Here is a 13,853-nt window from a genome sequence, read left to right on the forward strand (position 1 = left end):
GCTAGGTTATGCGTTTTCGTGATATCAGACTGTGGCTAGCGGAAAATACCTAGCTAATTGAAAGAATCGGTCTGATAAAATCCGGAACACCCGATCGACCAAACAGGAAGGCAGCACAGCATGGATTCGTCATCTGATAAAAAAGAAGAATTGCGTCAACAATTGCGCTTGGCCGCACTCGAATATCACGAGTGCCCGCGCCCCGGCAAAATCAGCGTGACGCCCACCAAACAACTGACCAACCAGCGCGACTTGGCGCTGGCCTACTCGCCAGGCGTGGCGGCACCCTGCGAAGAAATCGTCATCGATCCGGCCAACGTCTATAAATATACGGCGCGCGGCAACCTGGTGGCCGTCATCACCAACGGCACGGCCGTGCTGGGACTGGGTAATATCGGCCCGCTGGCCGCCAAGCCGGTGATGGAAGGCAAGGGCGTACTGTTCAAGAAATTTGCCGGCATCGACGTCTTCGACATCGAAATCAACGAGATGGACCCGGATAAACTGGTCGACATCATCGCTTCGCTGGAACCGACCTTCGGCGGCGTGAACCTGGAAGACATCAAGGCGCCCGAGTGCTTCTACATCGAGCGCCAGTTGCGCGACCGCATGAAGATCCCCGTCTTCCATGACGACCAGCACGGCACCGCCATCATCGTCGGCGCGGCCATCCTGAACGGCCTGAAAGCCGTCGGCAAGAAAATCGAGGAATGCAAGCTGGTCGTGTCGGGCGCGGGCGCTGCGGCGCTGGCCTGCCTGGACCTGATCGTTGACCTGGGCTTCCCCCTCAAAAACATCTACGTCACCGACCTGGCCGGCGTGGTCTACAAGGGCCGCACGGAACTGATGGACCCGGACAAGGAACGCTTCGCGCAAGACACGCCGCTGCGCACCCTGGCCGAGATCATCCCGGACGCCGACATTTTCCTCGGCGTTTCCGCCGGTGGCGTGCTGAAACAAGACATGGTGCGCAAGATGGCGCCGAACCCGCTGATCCTGGCGCTGGCCAACCCGAATCCGGAAATCCTGCCGGAAGAAGTCAAGGCCGTGCGCAGCGACGCCATCATCGCCACGGGCCGTTCGGACTATCCGAACCAGGTCAACAACGTGCTGTGCTTCCCGTACATCTTCCGCGGCGCCCTCGATTGCGGCGCAACGACGATTACGCGCGAGATGGAAATTGCCGTCGTGCACGCGATCGCCGACCTGGCGCATGCCGAGCAGTCGGACATCGTGGCCACGACGTATGGCATCAGCAACCTGTCGTTCGGTCCTGAATACCTGATCCCGATGCCGTTCGACCCTCGCCTCTTGATCAAGATCGCCCCGGCCGTCGCCAAGGCAGCCGAGGAATCGGGCGTCGCCACGCGTCCGATCAAGGACTTGCAAGCGTACGCGGACAGCCTGCAGCAATTCGTCTACCGCAGCGGCACCTTCATGAAGCCGCTGTTCCTGATGGCCAAGTCCACTCCGGCCGAACTCAAACGCATCGTCTACGCCGAAGGCGAAGAAGAGCGCGTGCTGCGCGCCGTGCAAGTGGTGGTCGATGAAAAACTGGCGCGTCCTATCCTGGTCGGCCGTCCACCCGTGCTTGAAGCGCGCATCCAGAAGTTCGGCCTGCGCCTCAAGCAAGGCGTCGATTTCGACGTCATCAACCCGGACTTCGACGAGCGCTATCGCGATTACTGGAACACGTATTACGCCATGACCAGCCGCAAGGGCGTCACCGAGGAATACGCGAAGCTGGAAATGCGTCGCCGCCACACCCTGATCGGCTCGATGATGATCCACAAGGGCGATGCTGACGGCATGATCTGCGGCACCTTCGGCACTACCCAGCTGCACCTGAAATACATCGATCAGGTGCTGGGCAAGCGCGCCGGCAGCAATGTCTACGCGGCGATGAACGTACTGATCATGCCGGAGCGCCAACTGGTGATGGTCGACACGCACGTCAACGAAAACCCGGATGCCGAGCAGCTGGCCGAGATCACCATCATGGCCGCCGAAGAGATGACCCGTTTTGGCCTGTCGCCGCGCGCGGCCCTGCTGTCGCATTCGAACTTCGGTTCCAGCGACAGTGCCTCGGCGCAAAAGATGCGCGCCGCGCTGGCCATCATCAAGGAACGCGCGCCGGACCTGGAAATCGACGGCGAAATGCACGGCGATACGGCCCTGGACAGCAAGCTGCGTCAAAAAATCATGCCAAACTCGGCACTGAAGAACGACGCCAACCTGCTGGTCATGCCGAACATCGAATCGGCCAACATCGCTTACAACCTGGTGAAGACGGCAGCCGGCAACGGCATCGCCGTGGGCCCGATCCTGCTCGGCTGCGCCAAGCCCGTGCACATCCTGACGCCATCGGCCACCGTGCGCCGCATCGTCAATATGACGGCACTCTGTGTTGTTGATGCCGTAGCACAACGCAAGGTCTGATCATTAGCACTTCCTGAAAGCCGCGCCATCCGCCAGGGTGGCGCGGCTTTTTTACGTCAGTGCGCCATCAGCACGGGCAAGGTCATCTGGCGCAGCACCGTTTCCGTCACGCCGCCCAATAAAATTTCGCGGAAGCGCGCGTGGCCGTAACCGCCCATCACCAGCAGCTTGGCATGCACTTCGGCGGCCATGGCCAGCAGCGCCGCGCCGATGTCGCCCGTGGCGACGGCCGGGCGCACTTCCACGGGCACGCCATGGCGGCTCAGGTAGGCGGCGATGTCGGCGCCCGGATGGCGGGCCGGCTGCGCATGGCCGGCCGGCGGGTGCAGCAGGGCCAGCACTACCAGGCGCGCCGCGCGCAAGAGGGGCAGGGCGTGGCCGATGGCGCGCGTCGCTTCCATGCTGCCATCCCAGGCCACCACCACGGTGTTGTTGACTTCCGCAAACTGGCCGCTGCGCGGCACGATCAGCACGGGGCGGGCCGCGTTGAGCATCACGTAGGGCACCAGGTCGCTCATTGCGCCGGGCAATGCCTCGCTGTCGTCGTGCTGGCTGAGCACCGTCAAGTCGCTGTAACGGGCGCTGACGGCCATGCCGCCATCTTCATCGTCTTCGATCAGGCGCCGTTCCAGCGAGACGGCGCCGGCCTGGCGCGCCAGCGTCTCAAACTGGTCCAGCGCCCGTTCCGCCTGGCCGTGCAGTGCTGAAATCTGCGCCGCCACGGCGCCACCGCGCATGCCGCGGTTGTTTTCCAGGGTAAAGCGCGACATGCCCGTCATGGCCGCGCCGATCAGGTGCGCCTGGTGCGCGTGCGCCAGCCGCGCCGCGATGGCGATGCGCTGCGGCGCATGACGCGACAGGTCGGCGTGGACCAGGATGGATTTGTAAGCCATGTTGTCACTCGGTAGTCAGGATGGCAACAAGGCTAGAACGGCAACACGGGCAAGTCCAGCATTGCCGTGCCGGATGGCGTTTTTCTTATGCGGGACTTGATATGGGTCAAAAAGAGACAGACCATGGTCATTTGCAATCCCATCGCGACAAAATGCCGACCTACTTGATATGCATCAATATGCTCGCGGCGCAGCCAGCGATAATGGTCGTGAACTCCTTGCCCTTCCAGTGGTCTGCATCGGCGTCGGCAGCATCGTGTCGGCACTTCTTTGTGTGACGCAACAACGCTGGCCGTGGCGGGAGTTCACTTAATTGTAGGGCTGCAAGTCCAGCCACACGGCATACGACAGGCGCTTGCCATTCCACAGCCCGCCGCCGCGAATGACGGCATCGCACGAGGTCAGCTGGCCCGCCAGGTCCTGGCGGCCCAGATTGCGACGCAGGCGCAGGGCATCGTTGTGCGACAGGTAGCCGACCAGCAGGCCATCGATGAAGACGGCGATGGCCTTGTCCTGGAACGGATTGGCATCGTCGCAGACGAGCAGGGCCAGGCATTTTTCTTCCGCGTTGCCAGGGCCGTGCTCGCCGGCCAGTTTGGCGATGGCGGGCTGGTACATCGATTCGTTTTCCACTTCCGACGCAAAGCGCCCCTCGTCGTTCCAGTGATGTGCCGGGGCACCGGGAGGAATCGCCGGCACGTACTGGCGCACCGAGACGAGCGGCTTGTGCAGCGGTTTCACGGGTGTGCGGCCGCTGAAGACGTAATACAGCAGGGCGATGACGATGACGATGGCAAGCAGGTAAAGCATGGTATCTCTCTGATTTCTAAGGTGGGAACCGGGGCGCGGGCGGGCTGCGCGGCGTTGCCGCTACTATAGCAAGTTCGTCGCCTGGTTCCGGGTAAATCTGGCCATCAGATGGCGGCGCCGGCGCAGTGCGCGCGGGGCGTTCAGTACGATGGGCGAGGCGCCCGTCAGCCCCGAATAATACTGGCCGTGCTGGCGCAGGACGATGGCATAGTCGCGCAGCGCGTGGCCGTGCGCCAGCATGCGTGCGTCGCAATCGACTTCGATGGCAAAGCGCAGCCGGTGCAGCTGCCACCACAGGGACAGGTTCCACGGCATGAGCACGAGCAATGCGTAGGCCAAGGCCAGCAGCTGCGGGTCGCGCGCGGCCAGCCGGCATTGCGCGTGCGCCAGCAGCAGCGCCTGCTGCCGGGGTGGAATCAGTTGCAGCCAGACGGGCATCACGATGCGGGGCCGCAGCAGCCCCGCCACGCACGGGCCGATGCCGCCGCTCAGGAACACGGGTGTACCCAGCAAGCTGGTCTTTTCCCAGCGGCGCTGGTGCGACAGCAGCCAGGCGCTGCGCAACGCCAACAGCAGTAGCATGCCCACCGACAAGACAAACCAGCCCAGTTTCAGCTGCGCCTGTTCCGCCGGCATGGCCGCCAGCACGCCCGGCAGCCATGCCAGGGGTACGATGACGGACGCGGCAATGGCCGCCAGCCACAGCCAGCGCGTCGTGCGCCCGCGCCGCTGCAGCAGGTGCTCGGCGCGCGAGGCGCCGGCCGACAGCAGCAGCGCCAGCGCCATGCTGCATAGCAGCCAGGCAGGCCTCGGGCGCCTAGCGCTTCAGCGCCATGCCGACCGAGGCGGGCGCTGTGTGCTTGAAACCGAACTGCGCATACAGGTCTTGCGCCTGGCCATCGGCGATCAGGCTGACATACGCGCTTTCCGGCACGTCGCTGTCGATGAACTGGCGGATTTCGCGCATGATCAGCTTGCCCAAGCCCTGGCCCTGGTGGGCCGGCAGCACGGCGATATCGACCACCTGGAAGAAGCAGCCGCCATCGCCGATGACCCTGCCCATGCCCACCACGGTGTCGCCGTGCAGCACTTGCACGGCAAACAGGGAGTGTGGCAAGCCCTTGGCCGCTGCCTCCGTGGTTTTCGCGCTCAGGCCGGCGGCAACGCGCAGCTGCTGGTAGGTGGCGACCGGGGGAATGGCCAGGCGGGTGGTGTAGGGCGATGCTGCGGTCAAGACGCTCTCCTGTGAATTGGTTGGAGCGGTAATTATAGGCGGCGATGCGTTTCCAGGGCGGCACGCTTTATTCGCCGGCCCCTATGTCGTCCGGGGCGCTTTTGCGCTATGGTGGCGTCATCCCCCTATTTGTTGAAAGCACGCCATGTCCGCAGGATTTACCGCCACCGAATTGTCCGTTATTAATGAAGACGACGCCCTGATCACCACCCTGGCCGCGCCAGCAGGCAAAGGCGAGCCCGTCTACCTGATGCTGCAGCGCGCCGACGAGTATGACGAGCAGGACGTCGCCATGGGCATGGACGAACCCTATATTGAGTATGGCGGCCAGGAATTTGCCTGGTATGGCCACATGCATGCCGTGATCCTGCATCCGAACCGCCTGTCCGTGCAAATGGATGCCGAGGCGGCCATGCAGATGGATGACGACGGCCAGATCGACGTGCGCTTTAATTTGACGCCCGAGCGCTACGCCCAGCTGCAACAGGCGCTGCGCACCACGTTCGAGGGCTGCGACTATTATCGCGAGGAACGTTGATCTGCGTGGCCGGCACCGGTCATGGTGTCGCATATGCTCGATAGCTGGTATTGACTGCGGGAGAAGACGATGACGGTGCTGATACTCGGTTTGTTGCTGTTCCTGGGCTTGCACTCGGTGCGCATTGTCGCCGACGGCTGGCGCAGTGCCCAGCTGGCGCGCCTCGGCGAAAAGCGCTGGAAGGGGCTATATTCGCTCGTCGCGTTTGCCGGGCTGGGCCTGATCATCTGGGGCTACGGCCTGGCGCGTCAGCATCAGCTGGTCCTGTGGGCGCCGCCCATGGGCTTGCGACACGCCAGCGGCCTGCTGATGCTGTTCTCGCTGATTTTATTGGCGGCGGCCAATGTGCCGCGCAACCGCATCAAGACCTGGGTGCACCATCCCATGCTGCTGGGCACGCAACTCTGGGCCGTGGCGCATCTGCTGGCCAACGGCAGCCTGGCCGACGTGTTGCTGTTCGGCGGCTTCCTCGCCTGGTCGCTGCTTGATCTGTATGCCGCCGTGCGGCGCGACCGCGCGACCGGCGTGGCATACCAGGGCGGCACCGTGACAGGCACCCTGATCGCCATAGTCGCGGGCTGTGCGCTGTGGCTGCTGCTGGCATTCTGGTTGCATGGCGTGCTGTTTGGCGTGCGGCCGTTTGGCTAGCCGGAGGCGGCAGCTTCCCTGCTGCGGTGTCCGCTTGAATCCGCACCCCAAAGCGGACATTGTGCTGCACGGCCAAGGTAGTTTTCTTCCAGTCTGTTCACTGTCGCGCCTGATCTCACGATAAATAAGCACGGAGACAGCAAACCAATGGGCGACCGCATTGCCATCACTCCCGGATGCTGTACGGTGTTTTCAGGACAGTCAAACCACCGCGGCGCTGAATGACTCGGGTCGTCGCGCCAGCAGGTGAGACAGCCGTTGAAGGCCCGCCTGCAAGCGTCCACGGTCCTTGATGCACCCCAAAGAAATCCGAATTGCATTCACGGAGACGCTGCCAGTTGCGAATGCCTCCGCTGGCGTGACTGCGATGCCGGAGCTAGCGGCTGCACGCGCAAGCTGCAAGGAGTTCCAATACGCCGGCAACTCGAGCCAGACATGCAGGCCGTCTCCAAAGCCGCTGTACCGCCCCGCCAGAATATCCCGAGCCATCCGGTGGCGCAGGCGCGCCTCCTTGCGTACGCCCTCCATCAATCCGTCGGCCGAACCGTCGAGTATCCACTGCGTGGCCAGTGCGGCAGTCAGCGGAGCGACCATCAGCGCAAATGATCTTAGCGCGACCAGGAAGCGTTCGCGTTCGTGCGGGTCGCGTATCAGCACGAAGGCGACACGCAAGCCGGGCGTCAGGCATTTCGACAGGGTTGAGATGTAGACCAGCTGTTCCGGCGCAAACGTGGCAATAGGTGGTGGCGGGGCATCGGCAAGGAGCCAGTAGGGATCGTCCTCGATGATGCGTACATTGCAGCGCTTCGCGATGCTGGCGAGCTCACTGCGCCGGCATTCCGGCATGGTGATGGCGGTCGGGTTCTGTAATGTCGGATTGAGGTAGACCAGCCCAGGCTTGTGCTGGCGGCACGCTTCCTCAAGCCTCTCAGGCACCATCCCATGCCTGTCCGCTTCCACCGCAATGATGTGCCGGCCGAATTGGGTCGCTGCGGCACGCAAGCCGGGATAACTGCTTGGCTCTGCCAGGATAACGTCGCCAGGCTCCGTCAGCGCAAGGATCAATGCGGCGATCGCCGCTTGCGCACCCGGACAGACGACAACCTGTTGAGAATCCAGATGTCCAAACATCGGTGCCAGCCATTTGGCTCCAGCCTTGCGGTCGGAGTCGCTTCCCCCGCCCAAATGGTAAGTCATCAGCAATTCATTGTCTGCCCTCATCAAGACCTGGGACAAACCTTGTTTCAACATGTCGTCGAAGTCCACGCCATCCGGCGGTGGCGGCGTATTCATGCTCAGGTCGAGGATAGCGGTCAATTCGACCTTCGGCGCCGCGACATAAGTGCCTCGCGCGCCGCGGCCTTCCAGCAAGTTGCGGCGCCTGGCTTCGTCATATGCGCGCGTGATCGTCGTCAGGTCGACGTCCAGCTGTGCTGCCAACTGGCGCTGCGTAGGCAGGCGGTCACCGGGTGTCAAAGATCCGTCTGCCACCGCCGCTTGCAACGCATCGGCAATCTGCAAAAAGCGTGGTCCTCTGTTCCCGGCCAAGCGCGGCATCCAGATAGGTAAATGTTCATCTTGTATGGTTTTCAACTGGGACATTTTGTCTCAATGTATGGAAATTGTTTTTAAGTAGTATGCATCAGAGCGTGCAGTAACACCATCCTTGCATGGCAGTTGCTGACGTTTTCTCCTCTCTCATCTGCATTCGGCAAATCACTACGCTCGATGCCATTGTTATTTCATAGCTAGATATAATGAAAGATTCAAACAGGATGCCTGTGGGATGGTTTGAACAGAAGCTGCGGAAGCAGCGTTTTGAGGTAGTGCTCCTCACGATGGATAGTGTCAAGTAATAGACTGGAAATACTCAAAATGATAGATTGGACCCCTATAGTCTTCGTTACGTTCAAGGCTCTCGTGCTCAGCATTGGCATGTTCTTCGCCATCAAGTGGCATTACGATCAAGGCAAGAAGGATAAGGATAAGGCGAAGCAGAATCGCGCGGTGCTGCGCGCAAGCAGCAAGGTGATCGGAGTCTTCGTGCTATCGCTCCTGGCCTTGGGGATCGTCACCTTTGTTGTTGTCAGTATGGTCGGTTTGGACATGACTCTCCCCTGAGGGTAAAGAATCGTCGGCCGATATCCAGTGATGCGGCAGCAATTCGCCGATGCGGCTCGGGCAGCATCGGCAGGCGGGTCAGCGCTCGCCTCGGCCCACCAGCATCGCTGCGGGCCTATTCATCGGCAAGCCATGAGGCTTTGCATTGAGGTGCTTCATGGCCCTTGCTCCGGGCATTGGCAAATTGCCGCTGGAATGCGTTGGCGTTGTATTTTCTGAGCGGGTCTGCTCGGTGGTATTGGGTTGGCGCGGTCTATCTTCACCACACACCATGCGAGATCAAGTTGAGGTCGCCCCTGACCGTAGGCCCCCATACCGATTCAAGACGCATACGTCGCTGCGGCACAGTAGCGCTTCCCCTTCGACCGCTCAAGCAGCGGCTTCTGTGGCTAATCATTGCGTAATGACCAGCTGTTTCTATCGGGAATAATCGGTATTGTTCGGAACGAACAGGCAAGAAAAAAGCCACTAAATCCTTGATTTTATTGGATTTAATGGCTTTATCGGTACTTCTTCGATTTGTTCTGTGGTGCCGGGAGCCGGAATCGAACCGGCACGCTGTTTCCAGCGCGGGATTTTGAGTCCCGTGCGTCTACCTATTCCGCCATCCCGGCAACGCGAGACGCATTATCACTGATTTGTCACAATCTGGCAAGTTTTATGCTTGGCGTGTGTTTTACATGAGCATTGAGCATCCTTGAACGTGCCGGTTCCAGCACAAGAAGCGGAGTGCCGCGCCTGGCCAGCCGTCTTGTCGTGTCCCTTCATTACCTGGATGGATATCCCATGCAACAACTGGAAAGCATCCGCGTGTATGCCTTGTTGCCGGGAGGGACAGATACGCCGATGGGGCGCGCGGTGGCTGCCACGCCCTAGGGGGGGCGGGCTTGCATGCATTGAAGCGTCTGGCCTCGCCGGACGCAATCGCCCGCTCGGCGCTGTACCTGGCTTCCGATGCGTCCAGCTTCACCACCGCACGGCGCTGCTGGCCGATGGCGGGGTATCCGTCGTGCGCGCGCAAGAGATACGTAATGCGGCGCCGGAAACGCCGACGGCCCGGGGATGAGCCGGGCCGTCGGTGTCTTGCAGCTTGCGCTACATCAAGCTCAGTTGTGAACCGAGTTCAGCTGACGCGCGATGATGTCGTGGTTAAGCCAGACGACGGGCGCTTGCGGCTCCGACATGGCGTGGAACATCAGCGGGCCCGTGCCTTCCAGCACCAGCGAGCTCAGGTGGTCAGTGATCAGTTCCTTGCGGTCCTTGTGCAGCTTGGTAATGTCGTCCGAGGTGCCGATCATGACTTCGGCCAGCTCTGGCGTGTTGTCCATTGGCCAGGCGGCGAAGTTGCGGAACTGCACGCTGGTGGCGTCGCCGTTGTAGGTGGCGATACGGTCGAGCAAGTCTTGCAGCGAGACACCGTCTTCCAGCAAGCCCTGGCAGATTTTCCATTGCTCTTCGGCCCAGGCGCTGCCGCCTTCTTTTTTCAGCGCGTCGAGCAGGGGGAACAGAGACAGTTCCACGCCGACAAAAATGTCGGACGAATTCGTGCGGATTTCCGGGCAATTGAAGACGGTGGCCTTGATGCCTTTTTCCCACGCGGCCTTGGCCACGTTTTCCAGGCGCATCTTGGCCAGGCCTTGCGTATAGTTGCTATACGTTTGCCATTGGTACTTGCCGTCGATCAAGATCTCGGTGCCGTGGTAGCCGTAGGCGCTGTAGCGCACCTGGCCGCCCGTTTGCTCGATGCGGGCGCGGATGGCGGCGCTGCCGTCGATCAGGTGCTGCAGGGTGTTGGCCGTGACTTCGTCGAAGTTCATCAGGATCAATTTGCCCAGGTCGCTGTCGAGCAGGGCGCGCGAGGACATGAAGCGCTCGCCGCGGCCCTTGTAGATGCGGTTGGCGATCGCCAGGAAGACTTTGACTTTGGGAATGCCGCCAGCCATGGTGTGGGCGAAATACACATTGCTGCCGTCAGGAATCAGGCTGTCCAGCTCGGCCATGGCTTTCGCCACGGAAGCGCTGAAGCGGGCGATGCCTGCTTCGCGGCAGCGTTCGATCTGCGCCCAGTCCAGCTTGTCTTCTTGCCAGCTTTTCAGGGTCATGTCGGCCAGCAGGGCCGTCGGCGTCGGTTCGCCGGCTGGCGCGTCGAGGTCGAAACCGGCCATCAGCGGCACATTGATGATGCGGCCGCCCAGGTTGGCTTCGGCTTCTGCCAGCTCTTCCGCGTTCAATGGGCGCAGCGCCATGTTTTCATCGCGGCGGCCGACCGTCATGCCGACGATATTCATGCCCGCCTTGCGCGCTTCGTCCAGCAAGCCATTCACATAGCCGCGGCCGAACAGCTCGCCGAACAGCACAAAGGTGTCGCCCTTGCGGAAGATATTTTTTTGCGGGATGTCTCTTAAGGACGTAATCTCGGTCATGGTGTCAATTCATTCAAAAATTAGCAGGGCAGATGGCTAGTGCTGCTGCCCGCTGGTTCAACATGGTTGTAAATTATGCGCCATTTCAGCTGGGAAAATCATGTTGCGAACGATTCTCGTCTGGAGCGGCATCTTCTTCTGCGGTGGAGCTCTTATTCTTTCGCCATGGCGTATTTTACGCTGCCGTGACGCGCAGCGCCCGCGGACTGGCCTGGCAGGCGCCGATATTACCTCAGCTTGGCCGTGCCGGTCAGTAAAATTGACCTAAAACAAATCCTGCTGGCCCGACACGAGGCGCGAAAAGTCGTCGCCCAGGAAGGGCAGTATCGCGTCGGCCACCGGCTGCAGCTGGCGCGTCAGGTAATGGTGGTAATCGATGGGCGAGCGCTGCGTTTCCAGCGGTTCCGGCCCGGCCACCGTGATCACATAACTGATCCAGCCGCCATTCTGGTATTGCAGCGGCCGGCCCTGCGCCAGGTTGTAGGCGTCGGCCGTGCGCGCCGCGCGTACATGGGGCGGCACGTTGCGCTGGTAGTCGTCGAGGGGGCGGCGCAAGCGCTTGCGATAGACCAATAAAGCGTCGCATTCGCCGCGCACGGTGCGCGCCACGTAGTCGCGCACATAGTCCTGGTAGGCGGCGCGCTGGAAGATGCGCCGGTATAACTCTTGCTGGAATTGCTGCGCCAGCGGCGTCCAGTCGCTACGCACCGTTTCCAGGCCCTTGTAGACCATCTCTTCGCTACCGTCGGGCTTGCCCACCAGGCCCGCGTAGCGCTTCTTGCTGCCTTCTTCCGAGCCGCGGATGGTGGGCATCAGGAAACGCCGGTAATGCGTCTCGAATTCCAGCTCCAGCGCATTGTCCAGGCCGAATTCCTCGCGCAGGTGGCGCTCCCACCAGGCGTTGACGTGCGTCACCAGCGCGCGGCCGATCTTGCCAGCCTCTTCGTCGCTATGCGCTGTTTTCAGCCACACGAAGGTGGAATCCGTGTCGCCATAGATGACCTGGTAGCCCTGTTCGGTGATCAGCTCGCGCGTGCGGTGCATGATGTCGTGGCCGCGCAGGGTGATCGACGAGGCCAGGCGCGGGTCGAAGAAGCGGCAGCCGCTGGACCCCAGCACGCCGTAAAACGCGTTCATGATGATCTTTAGCGCTTGCGACAGCGGCGCATTGCGTTCGCGCTTGGCGGCCTCACGCCCTTGCCACACCTGTTGCACGATGGCGGGCAGGCAATGTTTCACGCGCGAAAATTGCGCGCCCCGGTATCCCGGCACGGTATCGGCTTCGTCGCCGCTCGTGCCCACCACCAGGCCCACGGGGTCGATCAGAAAAGTGCGGATGATGGACGGGTACAGGCTTTTGTAGTCGAGCACCAGCACGGAGTCGTACAGCCCCGACTGGGAATCCATGACGAAGCCGCCCGGGCTGTTTTCGCCGGACACATCGCCCAGGTTGGGCGCCACGTAGCCCTGCCGGTGCATCAGTGGCAGGTACAGGTGCTCGAAGGCGGCCACGGAGCCGCCGCTGCGGTCGGCTGCCAGGCCCGTCACGCTGGCCCGTTCCAGGAGAAAGGTCAGCAACTCGGTTTTCGCGAAGATGCGCGTGACCAGTTCGCAATCCTTGAGGTTGTAGCGCGCCAGCGCAGGTTTATCCTCGCGGAAACGCCGGTCGATCTCGGCCATGCGCTGATAGGGATTGTCGATGGACTTGCCTTCGCCCAGGAGCGTCTGCGCCACGTTTTCCAGGCTGAACGAAGAGAAATTCCACGTCGCCGACTTCAAGGCTTCGATGCCGTCGATGATCAGCCGTCCCGCCGCAGCGGCAAAATAGTGTTCCTGCTTGCCGCCATGCTCGCGCCATTCCATGACGGCGCCGCCGCGTCCCAGCCGCAAGGGAATTTGATAGCGCTCGGCATGTACCTTGAGCACGCGCAAGTCGAACTGCACCAGGTTCCAGCCGATGATGGCGTCCGGATCGTGGCGTTCCATCCAGGTGTTCAGGCGCTCGAGGATCTGTGCGCGGCTGTCGCAGTATTCGAGGTCGAAATCGAGTGTCTCGTCGCCGCCGTTTTGCGGCCCCAGCATGTAGACCTGGCGCTGGCCGCAGCCTTCCAGCGCCAGCGAATACAGCTCGCCATGCGCCGTCGTCTCGATATCGAGCGACACCAGTTTCAAGGTGGGGCGGTAGCCGGGCGCCGGCTTGAGCTGCACTTCCTGCAGTGTTTCTCCCTTGAACGATACCGGCGCCGTGATGAAGCGCTCCATCAGATAGCGCTCGGGCGGGCGGATGTCGGCTTCGTACACATCGATGCCGTGGGCGCGCAACTGCTTTTCCAGCTTCAGCAAATGCCGGTATTGCTTGCAGTACAAGCCCAGTACGGGGCGGTGGTGGAAATCGCTCAGCGACAGGGGCCGCAGCTCTGCATGGCGCTCGCCGCGCAGCAGCAGTTCCGCCTGCTCGCGCTGCTCCATGGGAATAAAGGCGACCGCCGTCTGCACGGGCAGGCGCACGTGGCGGGGGCCTGCATCCGTTGCTAGCCAGAAATCGACCTCCGTGCCGGCGCTGGTATCGCGCCAGTGGCGGGTCAGGATAAAGCCCTGTGCGGGAGGGAGTACTGTGCTGTCCATGCCTTCGTGTCCGTGTCGTGCCCGGATAATGTGGCACCGGCCTGCACATTACAGCAAGCCGGTGCAGGGCGGGGGTGGTTGGGGCTATAATTTTCAGCATCGAAGACGATAACAAGAGCGCG

At 61.8% G+C, this 13,853-nt stretch carries 11 protein-coding genes, 1 tRNA gene and 1 pseudogene; 5 read left to right on the forward strand and 8 right to left on the reverse strand.

Annotated elements, in window-relative coordinates; all coding sequences use genetic code 11:
- The first annotated feature begins 120 nt into the window (after positions 1–120).
- Complete coding sequence (locus C8C89_RS07180; RefSeq protein ID WP_101482903.1) at positions 121–2,439, forward strand: NADP-dependent malic enzyme; 2,319 nt, start codon at positions 121–123, stop codon at positions 2,437–2,439.
- Between the two features lie 56 nt (positions 2,440–2,495).
- On the opposite strand, the gene C8C89_RS07185 is transcribed toward C8C89_RS07180, so the two are convergent.
- The 4 genes from C8C89_RS07185 to C8C89_RS07200 all read right to left on the reverse strand — a co-directional run bounded on the left by C8C89_RS07185 (position 2,496) and on the right by C8C89_RS07200 (position 5,376).
- Positions 2,496–3,332 (reverse strand): universal stress protein, encoded by an 837-nt coding sequence (locus C8C89_RS07185; protein ID WP_101482902.1) that lies wholly within the window; start codon positions 3,330–3,332, stop codon positions 2,496–2,498.
- 309 nt (positions 3,333–3,641) lie between these two features.
- Entirely contained in the window at positions 3,642–4,142 is a 501-nt protein-coding gene (locus C8C89_RS07190; RefSeq protein WP_133989223.1) for a hypothetical protein, read from the reverse strand.
- A gap of 63 nt (positions 4,143–4,205) precedes the next feature.
- A complete protein-coding gene (locus C8C89_RS07195) occupies positions 4,206–4,928 on the reverse strand; it encodes a M56 family metallopeptidase (protein WP_133989224.1) in 723 nt (240 codons plus the stop codon).
- Positions 4,929–4,959: 31 nt separating this feature from the next.
- Positions 4,960–5,376: a GNAT family N-acetyltransferase gene (locus tag C8C89_RS07200; RefSeq protein ID WP_101482899.1), complete on the reverse strand. Its 417-nt coding sequence runs from the start codon at positions 5,374–5,376 to the stop codon at positions 4,960–4,962.
- A 145-nt stretch (positions 5,377–5,521) separates the two neighbouring features.
- Between C8C89_RS07200 and C8C89_RS07205 the strand changes: the two genes are divergently transcribed.
- Entirely contained in the window at positions 5,522–5,914 is a 393-nt protein-coding gene (locus tag C8C89_RS07205; protein ID WP_077408640.1) for an Imm10 family immunity protein, read from the forward strand.
- A 69-nt stretch (positions 5,915–5,983) separates the two neighbouring features.
- The gene (locus C8C89_RS07210) at positions 5,984–6,562 is read left to right on the forward strand and encodes an NnrU family protein (RefSeq protein ID WP_133989225.1); all 579 of its coding nucleotides are present in this window, start codon (positions 5,984–5,986) and stop codon (positions 6,560–6,562) included.
- Between the two features lie 201 nt (positions 6,563–6,763).
- Here the strand turns inward: C8C89_RS07210 and C8C89_RS07215 are convergent, their stop codons facing one another.
- Positions 6,764–8,164 carry a PLP-dependent aminotransferase family protein gene (locus C8C89_RS07215; protein ID WP_208327682.1) on the reverse strand — a complete coding sequence of 467 codons (1,401 nt, stop codon included), beginning with the start codon at positions 8,162–8,164 and terminating at the stop codon, positions 6,764–6,766.
- Positions 8,165–8,437: 273 nt separating this feature from the next.
- On the opposite strand from C8C89_RS07215, the gene C8C89_RS07220 reads away from it, so the two are divergent.
- Positions 8,438–8,683, forward strand: a complete 246-nt coding sequence (locus C8C89_RS07220; protein ID WP_133989226.1) for a hypothetical protein — start codon at positions 8,438–8,440, stop codon at positions 8,681–8,683.
- Positions 8,684–9,210: 527 nt separating this feature from the next.
- On the opposite strand, the gene C8C89_RS07225 is transcribed toward C8C89_RS07220, so the two are convergent.
- A tRNA-Leu gene (locus C8C89_RS07225) sits at positions 9,211–9,297 on the reverse strand.
- A gap of 190 nt (positions 9,298–9,487) precedes the next feature.
- On the opposite strand from C8C89_RS07225, the pseudogene C8C89_RS07230 reads away from it, so the two are divergent.
- Positions 9,488–9,749, forward strand: a pseudogene (locus tag C8C89_RS07230) (SDR family oxidoreductase); the annotation flags it as partial.
- Between the two features lie 40 nt (positions 9,750–9,789).
- On the opposite strand, the gene C8C89_RS07235 reads toward C8C89_RS07230, so the two are convergent.
- The gene (locus C8C89_RS07235; protein ID WP_101482895.1) at positions 9,790–11,106 is read right to left on the reverse strand and encodes a hypothetical protein; all 1,317 of its coding nucleotides are present in this window, start codon (positions 11,104–11,106) and stop codon (positions 9,790–9,792) included.
- 264 nt (positions 11,107–11,370) lie between these two features.
- A complete protein-coding gene (locus C8C89_RS07240; protein ID WP_133989227.1) occupies positions 11,371–13,731 on the reverse strand; it encodes a DNA polymerase II in 2,361 nt (786 codons plus the stop codon).
- Between the last annotated feature and the right edge of the window lie 122 nt (positions 13,732–13,853).

The organism is Janthinobacterium sp. 75, from assembly GCF_004365495.1.
In the GTDB taxonomy this organism is placed as follows: Bacteria; Pseudomonadota; Gammaproteobacteria; order Burkholderiales; family Burkholderiaceae_D; genus Janthinobacterium.

Bases quoted from the DNA above. Each gene is read 5' to 3' on its own strand.
- C8C89_RS07180 (WP_101482903.1), top strand. From the start codon at position 121: ATGGATTCGTCATCTGATAAAAAAGAAGAATTGCGTCAACAATTGCGC.
- C8C89_RS07185 (WP_101482902.1), bottom strand. From the start codon at position 3,332: ATGGCTTACAAATCCATCCTGGTCCACGCCGACCTGTCGCGTCATGCG.
- C8C89_RS07190 (WP_133989223.1), bottom strand. From the start codon at position 4,142: ATGCTTTACCTGCTTGCCATCGTCATCGTCATCGCCCTGCTGTATTAC.
- C8C89_RS07195 (WP_133989224.1), bottom strand. From the start codon at position 4,928: ATGGCGCTGGCGCTGCTGCTGTCGGCCGGCGCCTCGCGCGCCGAGCAC.
- C8C89_RS07205 (WP_077408640.1), top strand. From the start codon at position 5,522: ATGTCCGCAGGATTTACCGCCACCGAATTGTCCGTTATTAATGAAGAC.
- C8C89_RS07210 (WP_133989225.1), top strand. From the start codon at position 5,984: ATGACGGTGCTGATACTCGGTTTGTTGCTGTTCCTGGGCTTGCACTCG.
- C8C89_RS07215 (WP_208327682.1), bottom strand. From the start codon at position 8,164: ATGTCCCAGTTGAAAACCATACAAGATGAACATTTACCTATCTGGATG.
- C8C89_RS07220 (WP_133989226.1), top strand. From the start codon at position 8,438: ATGATAGATTGGACCCCTATAGTCTTCGTTACGTTCAAGGCTCTCGTG.
- C8C89_RS07235 (WP_101482895.1), bottom strand. From the start codon at position 11,106: ATGACCGAGATTACGTCCTTAAGAGACATCCCGCAAAAAAATATCTTC.
- C8C89_RS07240 (WP_133989227.1), bottom strand. From the start codon at position 13,731: ATGGACAGCACAGTACTCCCTCCCGCACAGGGCTTTATCCTGACCCGC.